A 20,849-nucleotide genomic window follows, 5' to 3' on the forward strand; every position below is an offset into this window, starting at 1 on the left:
CAGGATAGATGTAGAGATGAAAGAAAGAAATAATTTATATCCCGTTTTTCTGAAAGTTAAAAACCTTGAGATCCTAATTGTAGGAGGAGGAAATGTAGCCGAAGAAAAACTTACGTTCTTACTAAAATCTAGTCCAGATGCTAAAGTAACAATGGTGTCCCCAATGTATAGAGACGATACAATTACTTTAGCTAATAAGTTTGGGGTGGAGATGATTAAAAAGAAATATCACAGACGTTTTCTTAAACGGAAACATATTGTGATTGCTACTACAGATGTTCCAAAAGTCAATGTACAAGTGTATAAAGACTGTAGGAAAAGAAGTAAATTGGTAAATGTAGCGGACAATCCTCCGTATTGTGATTTTTATATGGGAGGTATTGTAACCAAAGGAAACGTAAAAGTGGCTATTTCGACAAATGGAAAGTCACCGACAACAGCAAAACGACTACGTCAGTTTTTCGAAGAAGTAATTCCAGAAAACATAGATGATTTAGTTAAGAATTTAAACGAATATAGAAAAACAATAAAAGGTGATTTCGAAGAAAAAGTGGAAACACTTAATGAATTTACCAAAGGATTAATAGGAAAAAAAGAAGTTGAACATGATCAAGACTGATATTCTAATCATTGGAGCTGGACCAACAGGTTTATTTACTGTTTTTGAAGCTGGATTACTGAAGTTAAAAACACATCTTATAGATGCATTGCCTCAACCAGGAGGACAATGTTCTGAAATATACCCTAAAAAGCCAATATATGATATTCCAGGTTTTCCTGAGATTTTAGCTGGTGATTTAGTGAATAATTTGATGGAACAAATAAAGCCTTTTGAACCAGGTTTTACTTTAGGAGAAAGAGCAGAAACTATTGAGAAGTTAGAAGATGATACCTTTTTGGTAACCACCAATAAAGGAACAAAACACAATGCGCCTGTAGTAGCAATTGCTGGTGGATTGGGTTCTTTTGAACCTCGTAAACCACCTATTCCAAATATTACGGATTTTGAAGATAAAGGAGTTGCTTACATTATTAGAGATCCAGAAGTATATAGAGATAAAAGAGTTGTGATAGCTGGAGGAGGAGATTCTGCATTGGATTGGACTATTTTCTTAGCAGATGTAGCTAGTGAGGTAACACTAGTACATAGAAGAAATGAGTTTCGAGGAGCTTTAGATTCTGTAGAAAGAGTTGCTGAATTAACTAAGTTAGGAAAAGTAAATTTAATCACTCAAGCAGAAGTAAAAGAACTAAAAGGAGATGATCATATTACCGCTGTTGGGATCAAACATAAAACAGAGGGAGATATCAATGTTGATACAGATTATTTTATTCCATTATTTGGACTTTCACCAAAATTAGGACCAATAGGTGATTGGGGATTAGAAATAGAAAAAAATGCAATAAAAGTAGATAACTCTTACGATTACCAAACAAATATTCCTGGTATTTATGCAATAGGAGATGTTAATACATATAAAGGAAAGCTAAAACTAATTCTTTCAGGATTTCATGAAGCAGCCATTATGTGTCAAAGTGCTTATCAAAGGATCTTCCCAGACAAGAAATATGTAATGAAGTATACTACCGTTGGAGGAGTTGAAGGATTTGATGGATCTAAAAAAGAAGCTAAAAAAGAAGTAGTAAAAGCAATAGTATAGAATTTATTATATCATAATCCTCGCAATTAATACTGATCATTTTTCGGTATATTTGCGAGGATTTTTATACGATTAAGACGATAATATGTCAGACGTTACCATAAAGATAAAAGATAGAGAAGGAGAAATTCATGAAGTACAGGCTCCTACTGATATGGCAATGAACCTTATGGAAGTGTGCAAAGCCTATGAACTTCCTGTAGAAGGAACTTGTGGTGGTATGGCGATGTGTGCATCTTGTCAATGTTATGTCTTATCAGATCATGAGCTTCCAGAAATGAGCCAAGATGAAGATTTAATGTTAGCAGAAGCTTTTTATGTAGAGGATAATAGTAGACTTGGATGTCAGATTCCAATTACTCCAGAATTGGATGGTTTAGAAGTAGAATTAGCTCCTGAATCTTAAAAATGTAGAATAAACTTGCAAAACAAAAGGCTATGCCTTTAATTTGTAATCATAACGGTTATAAAACTGTTTAGTTCATATAATTATTAAATGTTATCAAGAAAGGTGGAGGGAATAGACCCTATGATACCTTAGCAACCCTTTATCTTTTAAAGAAGGTGCTACGTTCTATTCGTATACTAAACGAAATAGATAACAAATGACCATAGCTTTTGCTATTTCCATTTATTTTTCTTGATATATTTTAAAATATTCCTTTTATAAAGGAGATTTAATGTTATTCGATAATGTTATATAAAGCCCGCCTTAGTATTTCATTATCGTTTAAAAATAGATTTAAGAAGTATTAGCTTGAAGATGGATAAATGAAAGACATAAAAAAAATATTAGAAGAGAGAATTCTTGTGCTTGATGGTGCTATGGGTACTATGCTCCAACGTCATAAGTATACAGAAGAGGATTTTAGAGGAGAACGATTTAAAGATTGGCCGATTCCGGTGCAAGGGAATAATGATTTATTAAGCATTACACAACCCGAAGCTATAAAAGAAGTGCATCGGTTGTATTTCGAGTCAGGAGCCGATATTGTGGAAACCAATACCTTTTCGGGGACTACAATTGCGATGGCAGATTATGAGATGGAAGAGTTGGTCTACGAACTAAATTATCAATCTGCTAAAATAGCAAAAGAAGTAGCTGATGAATTTACAGAGAAAGAACCTCATAAACCTCGATTTGTGGCAGGGTCCATTGGTCCTACAAATAGAACTGCAAGTATGTCTCCAGATGTAAATGATCCTGGGTTTAGAGCAGTTACTTTTGATGAACTAAGAGTGGCGTATAAACAACAAGTAGAAGCTTTACTTGATGGAGGTTCTGATATTCTTTTAGTTGAAACTATTTTTGATACTTTAAACGCAAAAGCTGCACTTTTTGCAATTGAAGAGGTGAAAGATGAAAGAAATATAGAAGTGCCAATTATGATAAGTGGTACGATAACCGACGCAAGTGGCCGTACACTATCCGGACAAACTGCAGAAGCATTTTTAATTTCGGTATCTCATATACCAATGCTATCAGTTGGTTTTAATTGTGCCTTGGGAGCAAGTCAATTAACTCCCCATTTAGAAGTGTTAGCCCAGAAAGCTAATTTTGGAGTTTCTGCACATCCTAATGCGGGATTACCAAATGCTTTTGGAGAATATGATGAAACTCCAGAACAAATGGCATCTCAGATTAAGGAATATATGGATAAAAGTTTAGTGAATATTATCGGAGGATGTTGTGGAACAACACCCGAGCATATAAAAGCGATTGCGGATTTAGCTAAAAAGTATGAACCAAGATCAGTAGAAGTTGTAGCATAGATTATGAGTACGGAGCAAAAAAGAAAATATCTGAAATTATCCGGATTGGAACCCATGATTGTTTCAGCAGAAACTAATTTTATTAATGTAGGAGAACGAACAAATGTTGCTGGATCGCGTAAATTTTTACGTTTAGTAAAAGAGGAAAAGTTTGACGAAGCTTTAGACATAGCTAGGCATCAGGTAGAAGGTGGTGCACAGGTGATAGATATCAATATGGATGATGGCCTAATTGATGGAAAAGAAGCGATGGTTAGGTTTTTAAACTTAATTATGGCGGAACCAGATATTGCAAGAGTTCCTATTATGATTGATAGTTCTAAATGGGATATTATTGAAGCTGGTTTACAGGTGGTACAAGGAAAATGTGTAGTAAATTCTATTAGTCTTAAGGAAGGTGAAGAAGAGTTTATTGCTCACGCCAAAAAAATTAAACGATATGGAGCTGCTGTAATAATTATGGCTTTTGATGAGGTTGGCCAAGCTGATAATTATGAACGTCGAATTGAGATTTCAAAAAGATCTTATGATATTTTAGTAAATCAGGTGAATTTTCCTCCTGAGGATATCATATTTGATCTAAATATATTTCCTGTTGCCACAGGAATGGAGGAGCATAGAAAAAACGCTATTGATTTTATTGAAGCTACAAGATGGGTTCGAGAAAACCTACCACATTGCAGTGTAAGCGGAGGTGTTAGTAATGTCTCTTTTTCTTTTAGAGGAAACAATCCTGTTCGAGAAGCAATGCATTCAGTGTTTTTATATCATGCCATAAAAGCTGGCATGAATATGGGGATTGTAAATCCTGCAATGTTAGAGGTGTATGATGATATTCCTAAGGATCTCCTTGAACATGTAGAAGATGTGATCTTAGACCGAAGAGATGATGCCACAGAAAGATTATTGGATTTTGCAGAAACTGTTGTAGGGACTAGTAAAGAAAAAACGGTCGACCTTTCTTGGAGAGAAGAATCTTTACAAAATAGAATTACTAGAGCACTCGTTAAAGGGATTGATCAATATATAGTTGAAGATGTAGAAGAAGCAAGATTAGCCGCAGAGAAACCAATTGAAGTGATCGAAGGTAACTTGATGGTTGGTATGAATGTAGTAGGAGATCTTTTTGGATCTGGTAAAATGTTTTTGCCGCAAGTAGTTAAATCCGCTAGGGTTATGAAAAAAGCAGTTGCTTATTTGTTACCCTATATCGAAGAAGAAAAGAAAAAGAATCCCAAACAGGCTGAAGGTAGCGGTTCTGCGGGTAAAGTTCTTATGGCTACGGTAAAAGGAGATGTTCATGATATTGGGAAAAACATAGTATCTGTAGTACTAGGGTGTAATAACTATGAAATTGTGGATATGGGAGTAATGGTCCCCCCAGAAAAGATTATTCAAACTGCTATTGATGAGCAAGTAGATATTATTGGATTAAGTGGTTTGATTACGCCTTCGCTGGATGAAATGGTGTTTTTAGCAAAAGAAATGGAGCGTAGAAATTTTAAGGTTCCTTTATTGATAGGTGGAGCTACTACATCAAAAGCGCATACCGCTGTTAAAATTGATCCTCAATATAAAAATGCGGTAGTTCACGTAAATGATGCGTCCAGAGCAGTTACTGTTGTTGGAGATTTGTTGAATAAAAGAAGTAATCAAAAATATGTAGGGGATCTCAAAGATGATTATGAAAAATTTAGAGAAGGGTTTCTTAAAAGAACAAAACAGAAAGAATATTTATCTATTGAAGATGCACGAAAAAATAAGTATAAGATTGATTGGTCTTCTTCAGAAATTATAAAACCAAATACGTTAGGAATTCAGGTTATTGAAGATTTTGATTTAAGAAAGTTAGAATCTTTTATTGATTGGACACCTTTCTTTAGATCATGGGATTTACATGGTAAATATCCAGCAATTTTGACAGATGAAGTCGTCGGTGAACAAGCCGCTTCATTGTATAAAGATGCACAAGAATTATTACAAAAAGTATTTGATGAAAAACTACTTGGAGCAAAAGCGGTGTATGGTTTGTTTGAGGCCAATACTGTGGATCATGATGATGTTTTAATTAAATCAAACTCAAAAGATTTTAAATTCAGGACATTGAGACAGCAATTAAAGAAACATGCTGGGAAACCTAATTTTGCATTGGCTGATTTTGTTGCCCCGAAAGAAAGTGAGATACAAGATTACATGGGATGTTTTTGTGTGACTACTGGTTTTGGAACCAAAGAACTTGCAGAAGCTTTTGAAGCAGATCTGGATGATTATAATTCAATAATGATTAAAGCTTTAGCAGATCGTCTTGCCGAAGCTTTTGCAGAATGTTTACATCAGAAAATTCGAAAAGAAGATTGGGGATACGCTAAAGAAGAAAAATTGTCAAATGAAGAATTAATTAAAGAATCGTATAAGGGTATTAGACCAGCACCAGGATATCCAGCTTGTCCAGATCATTTAGAAAAATTAACAATTTGGGAAGTGTTACAAGTCAAAGATAGAATTGGAGTTGAACTTACTGAAGGACTTGCTATGTGGCCTGCAGCATCGGTTTCGGGATATTATTTTGCAAACCCAGAAGCTAGATATTTTGGATTAGGGAAAATAAAAGAAGATCAGGTGAAGGATTTTGCCGATAGAAAAAATATTGATTTCGAATATGCGCAAAAATGGTTAAGTCCTAATATTATTGACTAAAATAAAAGATTACCAACTAAGAACTATAAATTAGATGAAGGTTACAGATCATATAAAAAATGCAAAAGGAAAAACATTATTTTCTTTTGAACTAATACCACCACAAAAAGGAAAAAGTATTCAAGAATTATATAACAACATTGATCCTTTAATGGAGTTTAAACCTCCATTTATCGACGTAACTACTTCTAGAGAAGAATTTATTTATATAGATAGAGATGGGTTACTAGATAAAAAGCTTACTCGTATGCGTCCCGGGACAGTTGGGATTTGTGCTTCGATAACTCATAAATATAATGTCGATACTATTCCGCATGTATTATGCGGTGGTTTTACAAAAGAAGAAACAGAATATCTATTAGTTGATTGTCATTATTTAGGGATAGATAATGTTATGGCGTTACGCGGAGACGCAATGAAGGAGGAAAAGTATTTTAATCCTACAAAAGGAGGTCATTGTTATGCCAATGAATTGGTAGAACAAATTGTGAATATGAATAGTGGTAGGTTTCTACATGAAGTTATAGAGAGTGATAACCAATCTGATTTTTGTGTTGGAGTAGCAGGGTATCCCGAAAAACATTTAGAAGCTCCTTCTATGGATTCGGATATAAGAAGGTTGAAGGATAAAGTTAATGCAGGTGCAGACTATGTTGTAACTCAAATGTTTTTTGATAATAAAAGATATTTTGAATTTGTCGAAAAAGCAAGAGAAGCCGGGATTAATGTGCCAATCATTCCAGGAATTAAACCAGTCGCTGTAAAAAGACATTTGCAATTACTTCCACAGGTATTTAAGTTAGATATGCCAGATGAACTTGTTAAGGCAGTTGAGAGTTGTAAAACTAATAAAGAAGTAAGAGAAGTCGGTATTGAATTTGCAATACAGCAATCTAAGGAGTTAATGGAATACGGAGTACCTGTTTTGCATTATTATTCAATGGGTAAATCTGATAACATAAAAAAAATTGCAGCAAATGTATTTTAAAAAGTAGTAAGGTTTTGGAAACCTAATGATGCTATCTTACATTTGTCGGAATGATAAAACATCTTTGTTTAGTACTTTTTCTTCTAGGATATTTGGTGCAATCTCAAGAAGATAAACCATATTATAGTTTTGATGTCAATAATTTTTATGGAACAATCCTGAAACACAATCCGGATATTTCTCATTTAATTACTGGGCATCCCTCTGGAGTTCTTTTTTCAATAAACCGAAAGACTTTTGGAAACAAAGACTGGCAGCGGTTGTATAATTCTCCCGATTATGGAGTATCATTTATTTATCAAGATATGGATAATGAGTTTTTAGGAGAAAACTTCGGATTCTATGCTCATTATAATTTTTATTTTTTTAAGCGGGTTTTAATGCTTAGACTTGGACAGGGATTAGCTTATAATACAAATCCATATGATGAAGATAATAATTTTAGAAATGTAGCTTACGGATCTCATTTTATGAGTTCTACCTTTGCAATGTTGAATCTAAAAAAAGAAAATTTAATAGGTGGACTTGGAGTGCAATTAGGGTTTGGGGTAATTCATTATTCTAATGCTAATTTTAAAGCTCCTAATAAAAGTACAAATACACTAGTTTTTAACGCAGGGTTTAATTATGTCTTGGATAGTACGTATCCAGAATATATTAAAAAAGAAAAAAGGGACGTTAAAGGTTCGGAACCTATTTCTTACGGTTTTATGTTCCGCAGTGGAATTAATGAAAGTGATGTTGTTGGATCTGGTCAGCATCCATTTTATACAATTGCAGCGTTTGCAGATAAGAGATTGAATAAAAAGAGTAGTGTTCAATTGGGAGCGGAATTATTCTTTTCAGAAGCTTTAAAAAAGTTCATAGATTTTAGGTCAACTGGAGATTTTGAAGACGGAACTACAGGTGACGAAGATTCCAAAAGAGTTGGTATTTTTTTAGGACATGAATTACGAATTAATAAGATATCGATTTTGACACAGTTAGGATATTATGTGTATTATCCATACGATTTCGAAGGACAAGTATATAATCGTTTTGGTGCGAGATATTATTTTAATAAAAATATATTTGGATCAATTACTGTGAGATCTCATGCAGCTAAAGCAGAAGCAGTAGAATTTTCAATAGGATATAGATTATGAAAAGAGCAGTCATAATAATATTAGGTTTGTGTTTGGTTTCATGTGATTCTGAAAACGCGTTGGACTGTTTTCAAAGAACGGGAGATATAATAAGACAAGAGGTTGAGGTTTCTGATTTTACAAGAATCTTAGTAAACCCCAATGTAGAGTTGATCTTAAAAGAAGGAGAGGTAGTTTCTGTTGTAATAGAGACAGGTGATAATTTGTTGGATGAAGTATCTGTAGTGGTTGAAGGAGATCGTTTAGTGTTAAGTAATAGTAATGATTGTAATTTTGTAAGAGATTTTAATCAAACTAAAGTTTTTGTTACTTCTCCAAATATTACTGAAATTAGGAGTGAAACACAATTTGATATTTCTTCAGATGGGGTGTTGAGATATCCTTCATTGGTTTTGTTCGCTGAAGATTTTTTTGAAAATGAGGGAGGGAATATAACAGGAACTTTTACTATGGAGGTCGATAACGAAGTTTTAAGAGTTGTTGGCAATAATATTGCTTCTTTTTTTATTAAAGGTAATGTGGAGACTTTGAGCGTTACTTTTGCTTCCGGAACTGGTCGGTTTGAGGGAGCGGAGCTTATTTCTCAAGATGTGAACATAAAGCATAGAGGTACAAATAAGATCATCGTAAATCCCCAGCAATCTATTCAGGGAGAAATAAGAAGCACAGGTGATGTGATTTCTGTAAATACACCTCCAATAATAGAGGTTGATGAATTTTTTACTGGCCGACTTATTTTTAATTAATTTCCTGATTTTATTTAAATAATAACTAGTATTAGGGATTTTTCCCTTTTTTTTAAATATGGTTTTGTTAGTTTTTTCATACTCTATTTGTTTTTTTATTATAATCAATTGATAATGTTTTTTAATACAAATGATTGTTAATGAGTAGTTTGTGTTTTTGTATTAAAAGTAAAACACTCATTTTTGCGTGTAATTTTATTGTGGTTTAAACTTTTAAAATAAAAGGTTTTTCTGTAATAAAAAGTTAATGATATTGCGTAAATTTAAGTACCCCGCTGATCAAACATTTTAATCTTAACAAAATTGTATGGCCTATAGCGAGGAAACTACGTCTAGAGATTTTATTCCCCTAAATGAAAATTTTTTAAAAGAAAAACTCTATCAACTTATTAAGAAGGAAGATAAGATTTTTGACTTTATTCAAGATTCAGTATGGGATGGTCTCTGGTTTTGGGATTTAAAAAAGCCTAAAAATGAATGGGTTAATAAAAATTTTTGGGATACATTGGGATATAATCCAAAGCAGATGCCTGATAAAATATCCTCTTGGCGGGATGTTATAAAAGATGAAGATCTAAAAAAAATTTCAGATAACCTTGAAAACTATTCTTATCACCTTTCTGATTCCTACGAACAGGTTCTTCGTTATACGCATAAATTAGGGCATATCGTTTGGCTACAATTTAATGGTTTAATAATAAAAGATGATGACGGAAAACCAACTCAAATGTTGGGAATCCATACAGACCTAAGTAAATTAAAAAGAACTGAAGAAAAATTACAAGAATTAGTCGAAAAATATGAGGATGTTCTTGAAGGTCCAAATCAAGGTTCTTGGGAATGGAATTTAAGGACAGGAGAGGTGTTGTTTGATGAACAATGGGCTAATATTATTGGATATTCACTTGCAGAATTACAGCCTATTTCTCTAGATACTTGGGTTAGTTTTATGCATCCTTCGGATCATATTAAGACAACTAAAATATTGCAGGAACATTATGAAAAAAGAATACCGTATTATGAATGTGAGATTCGACTAAAACATAAAAATGGAGAATGGATATGGGCTTTGGTTAAAGGTAAAATAATTAGCTGGGATAAAGAGGATAATCCAGAATGGTTGGTAGGGTCTCAGGTCGATATTACTGATAATAAAAAAGCATTAGAAAAAAATAGATTGTTTGTAAGTCAAGCCCCAAGTGCAATGGCAATGTTTGATACAAATATGAGGTACTTGGCGGCATCTAGAAGATGGTTTGAAGATTATAATATTGTAGGTCAAAATATAATTGGAAAAACTCAGTATGAAGTTTTTCCAGAAATGGAAGAAAAATGGAACGAATATTACAAAGAATGTCTCACTGGAAATGTTCTTAGAAAAGAAGAGGATTGTCTTAAAGGTAAAGAGGGATGTTTACAATGGATTTCCTGGGAACTCAGGCCTTGGTATAATAGAGAAGGAAAAATTGCTGGAGTTTTAATGCATACTTCTGACATTTCTAAACTAAAAAAAGCAGAAGCCATTAATGAAGAACGTAAAGTTTTTTTAGAAGCAATTTTAGACAGTGTTAACGTAGGAATAGTATCCTGTGATCAAAACGGTAAATTGACTTTATTCAATAATGCGACGAAAAAATGGCATGGTTTACCAGTACGATCTATTCCAATTACAGAATTATCTCAACACTATGGTCTTTATAAGAGAGATGGCGTAACACCATTAAAAGAAGAAGAAATACCACTATTAAAAGCTTTAAAAGGAGAAGAGGTAAAAGATCAAGAGTTAACTATAATCCCTAAAATTGGTCCTATAAGAAAAGTAGTAACTAATGGTTCTCAGTTAATAGGAGCAGATGGAGAAATAAAAGGTGCGGTTGTGGCTATGCATGACGTTACTGAAAGAAAAATGGCTGAAGATAAACTTAAAGTGAGTGAAGAAGCATTTAGAGGAAATTTTGAAAATGCAGCTATAGGAATGGCTATCATTGGCTTAGACGGAAGATGGATCGAAGTGAATAATGCAGTTTGCAATATGATTGGGTATTCTAAAGAAAAACTTACTAAGATGACTTTTCAGGATATTACCCATCCTGATGATCTAAAAAAAGATCTAGGATTATTGAATAAACTTTTAAAAGATGAAATACCGTATTATCATTTAGAAAAAAGATATATTCATAAGAACGGTCAGGAAGTCTATACGTTGTTATCAGTCTCTTTGGTGAAGGATAAAAATCAAAAACCACTTTATTTCATTTCTCAAATAACGGATACTACTCAGAATATAAATACTAGGAGGAAATTACATAAGGCCCTTGCAAAATTAGAAGGAGTTTTAGAGTCGAGTACTAGAGTTGCTATTATTGGTACAAATACATCAGGTATCATTAACATATTTAATAAAGGAGCAGAAAACTTATTGGGATATTCTAGAGATGAACTTTTATTGAAAGAAAGTCCAATTATTATTCATCTAAAAGATGAGATAAAGATGGCTGAAATTGAGTTGTCAACAGAGTTAGGGGAGTATAAAGAAGGGTTTAAGGTTTTTATTGAATTAGCAAATAAAGAAAAATACTATACGAGAGAATGGACACTTGTAAGAAAAGATGGAACTCAATTCCCAGTGCAACTTACGATTACAGCAATAAAAGAAAAAGGAAATATAATAGGTTATTTAGGTGTTGCAACCGATATTAGTGATATAAAAAAAGCAAAGAGAGAGCTTAAGTCAATTTTAAAAGTAACCGAAAATCAAAACACACGTTTAAAAGACTTTGCTCATATTGTATCTCATAAATTACAATTACATTCAAGTAATTTAGAAAGACTCTTAGAGAAATTTTTTCAAGAAAATCCTGAAGCAAAAGAATCTGAAGTCATTAAGATGTTTAAAATTACATCATCTAAGCTTTCAGATACTATCAAGGATTTAAATGATGTAGTCAAAATCAATAATTCCATTAATACCAATTTAGATTAACTTTTAAAAGTTTTAGTTTATACGGGATAATCTAAAGATGTATTTATAAAGTTGAGGCCATAATATTATTGAGGTTTATTAACATATTTTTTAAGGGAATTTTCCTTAATTTTAAGTAAATTCCTACTTACATACCCTTTCTGTTATAATAAAATGAATAAGACAATGAAACTTGAAAAAAAGATAGATATAGATCCAATTTTGGATAACGGGGAACACTATTTGCAAAAAGAATTATACGATCTAGTCAAAAAAGAAAGTACAATATTCGATTTTTTACAAGTCGGAGCGCTGGATGGGTTATGGTTTTGGGATCTATTAGACCCAGAAAACGTATGGATGAACTCCAGTTATTGGACTACATTTGGATATGATCCCAAGAAAATGCCTCATAAAGTAGATTCTTGGCAGGATATTGTATTTAAAGAAGATTTAAAAAATATATATGCCAATTTTGCAAGCCATGCAGAAGATCCTACCTACCCTTATGATCAGATAGTTAGATTCAGACACAAATTAGGGCATACTGTGTGGGTTCGGTGTAGAGGTATGATGTTACGGGATAAGAAAGGGAAGCCTGTTAAGATGTTAGGAGCGCATACTGATATTACAGATATTAAAATAAAAGAAGAAGAACTTAAACTTCAATCAGCTTTTTTCGAACATATAATCGATGGTACAGGTCTAGGGACTTGGAAATGGAATGCGCAAACAGGAGAAACAATTTTTGATGAAAGATGGGCAGAAATTATTGGATACTCTCTTTCGGAACTAGAACCAATTTCTATCAATACTTGGTTTGAATATGCACACCCTGAAGATGTTGAGAAATCTAATTTATGTTTAAAAGAACATTTTGAAGGTAAAACATCCATTTATGAATGTGAAGTCAGGATGAAACATAAAAATGGAGAGTATGTATGGGTGTTGACCAAAGGTAAAGTGGTGAGTTGGTATGATCAAGGAAACCCTGAATGGATGATAGGATCTCACCAAGAAATTACTGACAGAAAAAAAGCATATGAGGAAAATCGTCTTTTTATAGAGCAAGCACCAACAGCAATTGCCATGTTTGATACTAATATGCGGTATTTGGCAACTTCATTGAAGTGGATTGAAGATTATAATATTCAAGATAAAAATATAATTGGAAAATCACATTATGAAGTGTTTCCTGAAATAGGCGATAGATGGAAAGCTGATTATCAAGAATGTTTGACAGGAAAAATATTAAAGAGCGATGAAGATCGTTTCGAAAGATTGGATGGATCCATCCAATGGATTACTTGGGAACTTCGACCTTGGTACATTAATGATGAAGAAATTGGTGGAATTTTAATGTATACAGCGGATATTACTAGAATGAAATTGATAGAATCCGAGTTACGTAAAAGTAAAGAGGATCTTCAGAAGCAAATGTTTCATTTTGAACATGTTATTGAGGGTACGGGTTTGGGAACGTGGCAGTGGAATGTGAAAACAGGTGAAACAATTCTCAATGAACGTTGGGCAGAAATGATTGGATACTCACTTTCAGAATTAGAACCAATTTCTTTAAGTACTTGGTTAAAACATTCAACTAAAGAAGATCAAGATAGATCAAATAAACTTTTAAAAGATCATTTTCTAAAAAAAACACCTTTTTATGAGTGTGAGTTTAAAATGAAACATAAAAATGGAGAATGGATTTGGGTGCTAGATAAAGGTAAAGTTGTAAGTTGGGATTCTGATGGAAATCCGGAGTGGATGGTTGGATCACATCAGGAAATAACTGAAAAGAAAAAAGATTTTGAACGTAATAGACTTTTTATAGAGCAAACACCCAGTGCAATTGCAATGCTAGATTATAAAATGAATTATTTAGCAGCTTCTCAAAAATGGCTAGAAGTGTATGAAATAGAAGATATTGAAATTATTGGTAAATCATATTATGAGATTTTTTCTAAAATCAGTGAAGCAAGGAAAACAAATATTGTTAACTGTTTAAAAGGAAATGTTGTTAAAAACTATGAAGAGAAGATAGAAACTAAAAGTGGCAAATTTAAGTGGTTATCTTGGGAATTACGCCCTTGGTATTCTAATGAGAATGAGATAGGCGGTTTGTTAATTCATGTTTCTGATATTACTAGAATAAAAAAAGAGGAAGAACTAAAATCTTTATTAAAAGTAGCCGAAGATCAGAACAGAAGGCTAAAAAACTTTGCTCATATTGTTTCTCACAATCTTAAATCTCATTCTGGAAATTTCGAAATGTTGTTGGACTTATTTTTACAGGAAAACCCAGAAATAGAAGACAATGAAATTATTAAACTTTTTAAAACTGCTTCAAGTAATCTTTCTGATACTATTGCTCATTTAAATGAGGTTGTCTTAATTAATACTTCTTTAGATAAAAGTTTGGTGCCAATACAGCTTAAAGATGTTGTTGACGAAGTGGTAAGAGGTATTGCTGCTATAGCATTAGAGTCCAAAGTGGAAATTAATAATTTAGTTGATGATGATATTGATGTATTAGCTATTCCGGCTTATTTAGATAGTATATTGCTCAACTTTATTACAAATGGTATTAAATATAGATCAAGGGAACGAAAAAGTCATATAACCCTCAGTACAGTTAAAAACAGGAAGTATGTAGTTTTATCTATAGAGGATAATGGATTAGGAATCGATTTGGTTAAGCATCGATCTAAGCTGTTTGGAATGTATAAAACCTTTCATCCTAATATTAAAAACTCAAGAGGGATAGGATTGTTTATTACTAAAAATCAAGTAGAAGCAATTGGAGGAAAGATAGAAGTAATTAGTACGGTTAATCAAGGAACAACTTTTAAAATTTATATGAAATATGAGAAGAATTGATATTGCTTGTGTTATAGACGACGACCCTATTTTTGTTTTTGGGATTAAAAAGGTTATGCAACTCATTGACTTTTGTGAAGGAATATTGGTTTTTAAAAATGGCCAAGAGGCATTAAATAATTTAAGAGCGATTATTTCGGCAAAGGAAAAGCTACCAGATATTATTTTGTTGGATTTAAATATGCCAGTATTGGATGGATGGCAATTTTTGGATGAGTTCATTAAGATACCTTGCGAGAAAGAAATACTTATCTATGTTGTTTCTTCATCAGTTGATCCAGAGGATGTTCTTAAAGCTACATCTTACGAAGGAGTAAGTGATTATATAGTAAAACCTATATCAGTTGCAAAATTGAAGGAGGTTTTGAATGATTTTGAAAGTGCTTTTTAATACTATTATTAAAAAATACTATTTAGTTAATTCTCTAAATAGACTTTCTAAATCTTTATTTTTTCTTGAAAGTTGAAGAATTTTTAATTCATTATCATGAGCAAAATCAAAAACTGCTGATCTCATATCTGTGGTAGTGTCAAATGTAAGTTGATATACAAATCCATGGATGTTTTGTACATCTTTTATATGTTCAAATTTTAATAAAAAAGCTTCTTCTACTCTATAATCAAATTCAACTTCTATGAGTTGATCCATTTGATCAGTCATTTCATTTAAGTTTTTATCAGCGACAACTTCACCTTGATTAATTATAATCACTCTGTCGCACATTGCTTCCACCTCCTGCATAATGTGTGTAGATAAAAAAACTGTTTTTTCCTTGCCGACTGACTTAATAAGTTCTCTGATCTCTACTAACTGATTGGGGTCAAGACCTGTTGTTGGTTCGTCTAGTATTAAAACTTTTGGATCATGTAGCAAAGCACATGCTAGCCCTACACGTTGTCGATATCCTTTAGATAATTGACTGATTTTTTTATTTGACTCTGGTAGTAGACCAGTTAATGTAATTACTTCTTCTATTCTAGATTTTGGGATTTTATACACCTGTGCATTGAATAATAAATATTCTCTAACGTACATTTCCAAATACAAAGGATTGTGTTCAGGAAGATATCCAACACTTTTTTGTACTTCTATGGGCTGCGTATGTATATCAAAACCATTGACTAAAGCTTCTCCTTCAGTTGGGTCTAGATAGGTAGTTAGGATTTTCATCATCGTAGACTTTCCAGCACCATTAGGTCCTAAAAAACCAACAATTTCTCCCTGACTTACTTTAAAAGAAACTTCTTTTAAAGCATTTTGATTATCATATATTTTCGTAATATTTGAAACTGAAATTGACATAAACACATATTATAACTACCCGTTATGTTCAAAAGTACATAAAACGATATTTATTGTATCGATAACCAATAAAAAATTAAAAAACTGATCATAACATTTAGATAATATTTAGGTAAACATATGTTGGATCTGTTTTATTAACTTTAAAAATCAAAACCAATTTATATGTTAGTTAGTAGAATAAATAATAACATAGTTCGTTTTTTTACCAAGGTGATTTATAATATTCAAAAGGTAATTTTCTTTATTATATATCCATACATTAAGAAGAGCTTATTCAAGCATTAGTAACTATTCTTTCCTTGAGTTTTATTTATCAATGAGTAATATTGACCATCTTATTTGGGGAGTCACAACTGCAGCAGCCCAAACTGAAGGTGGTTTTAATGCGGATGGTAGAGGCCTTTCTATATGGGATACGTTTACTAATAAACCAAAAAGTATTAAGGATAAATCAAATAACCAGGTTGCAACAAATTTTTACGAACGATATAGGGAAGATATTGATTTATCTGTTAAAATAGGGTTGAAAATATTTCGTTTTTCAATTTCTTGGTCAAGAGTTTTACCCAATGGATCAGGAGTAATTAATGAAAAAGGAATTGCATTCTATAATAAAGTAATTGATTATTGTATAGAAGTTGGTATAGAACCATGGATTACTACATATCATTGGGATTTACCTCAGAAATTACAAGATAAAGGTGGTTGGAAAAACCGAGATATAATTACTGATTACGAAAATTATATTAAAGTACTTAAGCTTTATTTTGTCGACCGAGTAAAAAATTGGATACTTATTAATGAAGCGATTGTGTGTATTGGAGCAGGATATTTTCTAGGAATACACGCTCCTGGCAAGCGAGGGATTAAAAGTTTTAGTGCTAGTATTCATCATATTTTATTAGCTCAGGCCAGAGGTTATAGAGTTTTAAAAGGTAAGAAAGATATAAAAATTGGCACCGCTATTAGTTGCACAAAAATTGAATCGCATTCCAAAAGAAAAAAAGACCTAAGAGCAGCGAGTCGAATAGATGCATTAATGAATCGTTTATGTATTGAACCCTATATAGGTTTGGGGTACCCTGAGAATGAACTTCCTCTCGTAAAAAGAATTAAGCGGTTTGTACAACAGGGTGATATGGAAGAAATGAAAGTTGATTTTGATTTTTGGGGAATTCAGACGTACGCTCGAGAAGTGGTTAAAAGTGCGTGGTACATTCCTTATTTAGGTAGTATCCCTGTTAAACCAAGCAAAAGAAAAGCACCTGTTTCTATTATGGGATGGGAAACATATCCAGATGGGATTCAGTATTTTTTGGAAAGATTTTCGATATATGATTCAGAAAAACCATTGTGGCTTACAGAATGTGGAATGGCCTTATCAGAAAAAGAAGATGATGCTAAACGGATAGAATACTACACACATATTATAGAGGGTATGAAAAAGGTTTCTGATCAAGAAATCAACTTAAAAGGGATATTACTTTGGACGCTTGTAGATAATTTTGAATGGGCCGAAGGATATATTCCAAAATTCGGAATAATTGGTATGGATAAAATTACACTCAATAGAAAAATGAAAAAAACAGCATTTTGGCTTAAAGATTATTTATCCAATCGTTCAGGTTAAATATAGAATTCTGATGAATGTTTGATTTCTTTTAAAACAAATGTGCTATTTAAAACCCCAATATTTTCAATTTTAGAAAGTTTGGTCTTTACAAAATCATGGTATTCTTCTAAACTTTTAGTGTGGATTTTTAAGATAAAATCTACTTGCCCGGCCATATGGTAACATTCTTGCACTTCTTCTAAATTTTGAATTTGTTCTTCGAATTTTTCAATAAATGCTTCATTGTGATATCTCATAGACACTTGACAAATAGTAGTTATAGATCTGTCTATTAGTTTTTTATCTAATATAGCTACATACTTTTTTATAATCCCTTGTTTTTCTAGCCTTCTAACTCTTTCATAAACAGGAGATGGTGTTAAATTAAGAATAGCAGCAATTTCTTTAGCCGTTTTTTTAGAATCTTTTTGAAGAATTCTAAGAATTGTGATGTCAGTTTGATCTAAATGGTCCACGTATGTTAATTAAAAATTACTTTAAAACAGAGAGTTACACATCCTTTAAAGTAATTAAAACGATATAATGCGCAATATAAAGGAATAATTACTTAAATATTGATATATATCGGATATAAAAGTTGTATTTGCTACTTTAGTAAGTGAATATTGCTTGTTGTGTGTTAAAATTTTAAGAAGAATATGGATACAAAAGTTTTAGTAATTGGAGCAAATGGACAATTAGGTTCCGTATTGACAAAAGAGCTTCAAAAAAAGTATACAATAGAAAATGTAATAGCTTCAGACCTTAGACAAAGTGAGGATTTTAAAGGCATATTTGAAATTGTTGATGCTACTGATAGGAATAGAATTCAAGAAGTTATAGAAAGATATAAGATTACCCAAATTTATCATTTAGCGGCAATTTTATCAGCTAAAGGAGAGGAAACACCATTAGCTACTTGGGATATTAATATGAAGACTTTGTTTAATGTACTAGAGGTGTCAAGAAAAAATGATATCGATAAAGTATTTTTCCCAAGTTCAATTGCGGTATTTGGAGAAGGTGCACCTTTAGAAAATACACCAGATGATGCATATCTTAATCCTGCTACAGTATATGGTATTAGTAAAGCTGCGGGAGAAAATTGGGCACAGTATTATTTTCTTAGATATGGTTTAGATGTTAGGTCTATAAGGTATCCTGGTGTGATTGGTTATCAATCGTTACCTGGAGGAGGTACAACCGATTATGCGGTAGATATATATCATAAAGCGGTACTAGGAGAAGACTTTGATTGCTTCTTAAAAGAAGATACGATGCTTCCAATGATTTTTATGGAGGATGCTATTAGAGCTACTATAGAATTAATGGAAGCTCCAAAAGAAAATATAGCAGTAAGAACATCTTATAATATTTCGGGAATTAGTTTTTCTCCGGAAAATGTAGTCTCCGAAATTCGTAAATTATACCCTGATTTTAATGTAAATTATACCCCTGATTTCCGACAAGAAATAGCTTCTAGATGGCCAAAATCAATTAGTGATATTTCTGCTAAAAAAGATTGGGGATGGCAACCACGTTATGATCTCAAAGATATTACTGAAATTATGATTGAAAAACTACAACAGAAATATAAAACAGGTTCAAAAAGTAAAGAACTTCTAATGTTTTAGAAATTTTGTTTTATAGACTTATAATTTGAGTTTAATTAGTAAATAATAAAATAAAGAATACCGTAATGTTTTCAAATATTAAAGACGATTTACAAAAAGAGTTAGATGATATTAAATCTGCTGGCTTGTATAAATCAGAAAGAGTAATAACTACTCCACAAGGAGCAGAAATAGATACTACAAACACAAAACATGTTTTAAATTTTTGTGCAAATAATTATTTAGGACTTTCTTCTCATCCAGATGTTATAAAAGCGGGTAAGGATGCTATAGATTCTCATGGATATGGATTATCTTCTGTAAGGTTTATTTGTGGTACCCAGGATATTCATAAAGAATTAGAACGGAAAACTGCAGAATTCCTTGGAATGGAAGATTGTATTCTATATGCAGCAGCTTTTGATGCAAATGGAGGAGTTTTTGAACCTATTCTTACGGCGGAGGATGCTATTATTTCAGATTCATTGAATCATGCTTCTATAATTGATGGGATAAGATTGTGTAAGGCAAAGCGTTTTAGATATGAACATAATAATATGGTGGATCTAGAAAAACAATTACAAGCAGCAAAAGGATCTAGAAGGATATTGATTGTAACAGATGGTTCTTTTTCTATGGATGGAACCATTGCGCAATTGGATAAAATTTGTGATTTGGCTGATACGTACGAAGCCATGGTGATGATAGATGAGTGTCACTCTACTGGTTTTCTTGGAAAAACTGGACGTGGAACTCATGAGTACCGGGATGTAATGGGAAGAATTGATATTATAACAGGTACTTATGGTAAGGCGCTTGGTGGAGCTTCTGGGGGGTTTACAGCAGCAAGAAAAGAAATTGTAGATATGCTAAGGCAACGATCTAGGCCTTATCTGTTTTCTAATACAGTAGCACCATCAATTGTAGGAGCTTCGATTAATGTACTTGATTTGTTAAGTTCTTCAACTGTACTTAGAGATAAATTGGAGGAGAATACTAAATATTTTAGATCAGAAATGACTGCTGCAGGATTTGATATAGTATCTGGAGATCATCCTATAGTTCCTGTGATGCTTTATGAAGCTACTTTAGCGCAAGAGTTTGCTGCAAAATTATTAGATGAGGGAATTTATGTTATTGGATTTTTCTATCCCGTGGTACCAAAAGGTAAAGCTCGTATAAGAGTACAATTATCTGCTGGACATGATCGACATCACTTAGAAAAAGCAGTAAAAGCATTTACTAAAGTAGGTAAAGAGCTGGGAGTAATATAATTACTAACGTTTGTTAGTGTTTAAAAACTTAAAAGATTCTTATTGTACAGGTTGGTTTGTTTAAAATATTTCATTGATTCATATTAAAAATTTGATATTTGATGATAATAGGTTTGAATCAATGAAAAAAATGAAAAAATATTTTGTATGGTAATAGTTTTAGCTAATTTAGCAACGTATTAAAGAAACAAC

General features: G+C 32.3%; 16 protein-coding genes and 1 riboswitch. Of the genes, 14 read left to right on the forward strand and 2 right to left on the reverse strand.

Going from position 1 to position 20,849, the window contains the following annotated elements; all coding sequences use genetic code 11:
- The first annotated feature begins 16 nt into the window (after positions 1-16).
- From H526_RS0111130 to H526_RS0111180, 11 genes are all read left to right on the forward strand, one after another.
- On the forward strand, positions 17-619 hold the full coding sequence (locus tag H526_RS0111130; RefSeq protein ID WP_035085254.1) for a precorrin-2 dehydrogenase/sirohydrochlorin ferrochelatase family protein: 603 nt from the start codon (positions 17-19) through the stop codon (positions 617-619).
- Positions 606-1,661: an NAD(P)/FAD-dependent oxidoreductase gene (locus H526_RS0111135; protein WP_027393077.1), complete on the forward strand. Its 1,056-nt coding sequence runs from the start codon at positions 606-608 to the stop codon at positions 1,659-1,661. Before H526_RS0111130 ends, H526_RS0111135 begins: the two co-directional genes overlap by 14 nt.
- Positions 1,662-1,746: 85 nt before the next feature.
- The gene (locus tag H526_RS0111140) at positions 1,747-2,067 is read left to right on the forward strand and encodes a 2Fe-2S iron-sulfur cluster-binding protein (protein WP_027393078.1); all 321 of its coding nucleotides are present in this window, start codon (positions 1,747-1,749) and stop codon (positions 2,065-2,067) included.
- Positions 2,068-2,157: 90 nt separating this feature from the next.
- Positions 2,158-2,266, forward strand: a riboswitch (SAM riboswitch).
- Between the two features lie 166 nt (positions 2,267-2,432).
- Positions 2,433-3,434, forward strand: coding sequence for a homocysteine S-methyltransferase family protein (locus H526_RS0111145; RefSeq protein ID WP_027393079.1), 1,002 nt, complete (start codon positions 2,433-2,435; stop codon positions 3,432-3,434).
- 3 nt (positions 3,435-3,437) lie between these two features.
- Positions 3,438-6,131: a methionine synthase gene (gene metH, locus H526_RS0111150; RefSeq protein ID WP_027393080.1), complete on the forward strand. Its 2,694-nt coding sequence runs from the start codon at positions 3,438-3,440 to the stop codon at positions 6,129-6,131.
- A gap of 34 nt (positions 6,132-6,165) precedes the next feature.
- A complete protein-coding gene (metF, locus tag H526_RS0111155) occupies positions 6,166-7,119 on the forward strand; it encodes a methylenetetrahydrofolate reductase [NAD(P)H] (protein ID WP_027393081.1) in 954 nt (317 codons plus the stop codon).
- Between the two features lie 50 nt (positions 7,120-7,169).
- Positions 7,170-8,264, forward strand: coding sequence for an acyloxyacyl hydrolase (locus H526_RS0111160; protein ID WP_027393082.1), 1,095 nt, complete (start codon positions 7,170-7,172; stop codon positions 8,262-8,264).
- Complete coding sequence (locus tag H526_RS0111165) at positions 8,261-9,010, forward strand: head GIN domain-containing protein (RefSeq protein ID WP_027393083.1); 750 nt, start codon at positions 8,261-8,263, stop codon at positions 9,008-9,010. The genes H526_RS0111160 and H526_RS0111165 overlap by 4 nt, the downstream gene beginning before the upstream one ends.
- Positions 9,011-9,317: 307 nt before the next feature.
- Positions 9,318-11,993 (forward strand): PAS domain-containing protein, encoded by a 2,676-nt coding sequence (locus tag H526_RS30825; protein ID WP_051336112.1) that lies wholly within the window; start codon positions 9,318-9,320, stop codon positions 11,991-11,993.
- A gap of 165 nt (positions 11,994-12,158) precedes the next feature.
- Positions 12,159-14,852: a PAS domain-containing sensor histidine kinase gene (locus H526_RS30830; RefSeq protein ID WP_051336113.1), complete on the forward strand. Its 2,694-nt coding sequence runs from the start codon at positions 12,159-12,161 to the stop codon at positions 14,850-14,852.
- A complete protein-coding gene (locus H526_RS0111180; protein WP_027393084.1) occupies positions 14,839-15,243 on the forward strand; it encodes a response regulator in 405 nt (134 codons plus the stop codon). The genes H526_RS30830 and H526_RS0111180 overlap by 14 nt, the downstream gene beginning before the upstream one ends.
- Positions 15,244-15,261: 18 nt before the next feature.
- Here H526_RS0111180 and gldA read toward each other — a convergent pair whose 3' ends face one another.
- The gene (gene gldA / locus H526_RS0111185; protein WP_027393085.1) at positions 15,262-16,155 is read right to left on the reverse strand and encodes a gliding motility-associated ABC transporter ATP-binding subunit GldA; all 894 of its coding nucleotides are present in this window, start codon (positions 16,153-16,155) and stop codon (positions 15,262-15,264) included.
- A 319-nt stretch (positions 16,156-16,474) separates the two neighbouring features.
- Between gldA and H526_RS0111190 the strand changes: the two genes are divergently transcribed.
- Positions 16,475-17,788 (forward strand): glycoside hydrolase family 1 protein, encoded by a 1,314-nt coding sequence (locus H526_RS0111190; protein WP_027393086.1) that lies wholly within the window; start codon positions 16,475-16,477, stop codon positions 17,786-17,788.
- Here H526_RS0111190 and H526_RS0111195 read toward each other — a convergent pair.
- Entirely contained in the window at positions 17,785-18,246 is a 462-nt protein-coding gene (locus H526_RS0111195) for an Lrp/AsnC family transcriptional regulator (protein WP_027393087.1), read from the reverse strand. The genes H526_RS0111190 and H526_RS0111195 overlap by 4 nt on opposite strands.
- Positions 18,247-18,429: 183 nt before the next feature.
- Here H526_RS0111195 and H526_RS28940 point away from each other — a divergent pair, with 183 nt between their 5' ends.
- Both H526_RS28940 and kbl read left to right on the forward strand, forming a co-directional pair.
- Positions 18,430-19,404 carry an NAD-dependent epimerase/dehydratase family protein gene (locus tag H526_RS28940; RefSeq protein ID WP_035085258.1) on the forward strand — a complete coding sequence of 325 codons (975 nt, stop codon included), beginning with the start codon at positions 18,430-18,432 and terminating at the stop codon, positions 19,402-19,404.
- A gap of 65 nt (positions 19,405-19,469) precedes the next feature.
- Positions 19,470-20,657: a glycine C-acetyltransferase gene (gene kbl / locus H526_RS0111205; RefSeq protein ID WP_027393088.1), complete on the forward strand. Its 1,188-nt coding sequence runs from the start codon at positions 19,470-19,472 to the stop codon at positions 20,655-20,657.
- The last annotated feature ends 192 nt before the right edge of the window (positions 20,658-20,849 follow it).

This window comes from Aquimarina latercula DSM 2041, assembly GCF_000430645.1.
GTDB classification, from domain to species: domain Bacteria; phylum Bacteroidota; class Bacteroidia; order Flavobacteriales; family Flavobacteriaceae; genus Aquimarina; species Aquimarina latercula.

Excerpts from the sequence above, each read along its gene's own strand:
- H526_RS0111130 (WP_035085254.1), top strand. The coding sequence starts at position 17 with ATGAAAGAAAGAAATAATTTATATCCCGTTTTTCTGAAAGTTAAAAAC.
- H526_RS0111135 (WP_027393077.1), top strand. The coding sequence starts at position 606 with ATGATCAAGACTGATATTCTAATCATTGGAGCTGGACCAACAGGTTTA.
- H526_RS0111140 (WP_027393078.1), top strand. The coding sequence starts at position 1,747 with ATGTCAGACGTTACCATAAAGATAAAAGATAGAGAAGGAGAAATTCAT.
- H526_RS0111145 (WP_027393079.1), top strand. The coding sequence starts at position 2,433 with ATGAAAGACATAAAAAAAATATTAGAAGAGAGAATTCTTGTGCTTGAT.
- metH (WP_027393080.1), top strand. The coding sequence starts at position 3,438 with ATGAGTACGGAGCAAAAAAGAAAATATCTGAAATTATCCGGATTGGAA.
- metF (WP_027393081.1), top strand. The coding sequence starts at position 6,166 with ATGAAGGTTACAGATCATATAAAAAATGCAAAAGGAAAAACATTATTT.
- H526_RS0111160 (WP_027393082.1), top strand. The coding sequence starts at position 7,170 with ATGATAAAACATCTTTGTTTAGTACTTTTTCTTCTAGGATATTTGGTG.
- H526_RS0111165 (WP_027393083.1), top strand. The coding sequence starts at position 8,261 with ATGAAAAGAGCAGTCATAATAATATTAGGTTTGTGTTTGGTTTCATGT.
- H526_RS30825 (WP_051336112.1), top strand. The coding sequence starts at position 9,318 with ATGGCCTATAGCGAGGAAACTACGTCTAGAGATTTTATTCCCCTAAAT.
- H526_RS30830 (WP_051336113.1), top strand. The coding sequence starts at position 12,159 with ATGAAACTTGAAAAAAAGATAGATATAGATCCAATTTTGGATAACGGG.
- H526_RS0111180 (WP_027393084.1), top strand. The coding sequence starts at position 14,839 with ATGAGAAGAATTGATATTGCTTGTGTTATAGACGACGACCCTATTTTT.
- gldA (WP_027393085.1), bottom strand. The coding sequence starts at position 16,155 with ATGTCAATTTCAGTTTCAAATATTACGAAAATATATGATAATCAAAAT.
- H526_RS0111190 (WP_027393086.1), top strand. The coding sequence starts at position 16,475 with ATGAGTAATATTGACCATCTTATTTGGGGAGTCACAACTGCAGCAGCC.
- H526_RS28940 (WP_035085258.1), top strand. The coding sequence starts at position 18,430 with ATGGATACAAAAGTTTTAGTAATTGGAGCAAATGGACAATTAGGTTCC.
- kbl (WP_027393088.1), top strand. The coding sequence starts at position 19,470 with ATGTTTTCAAATATTAAAGACGATTTACAAAAAGAGTTAGATGATATT.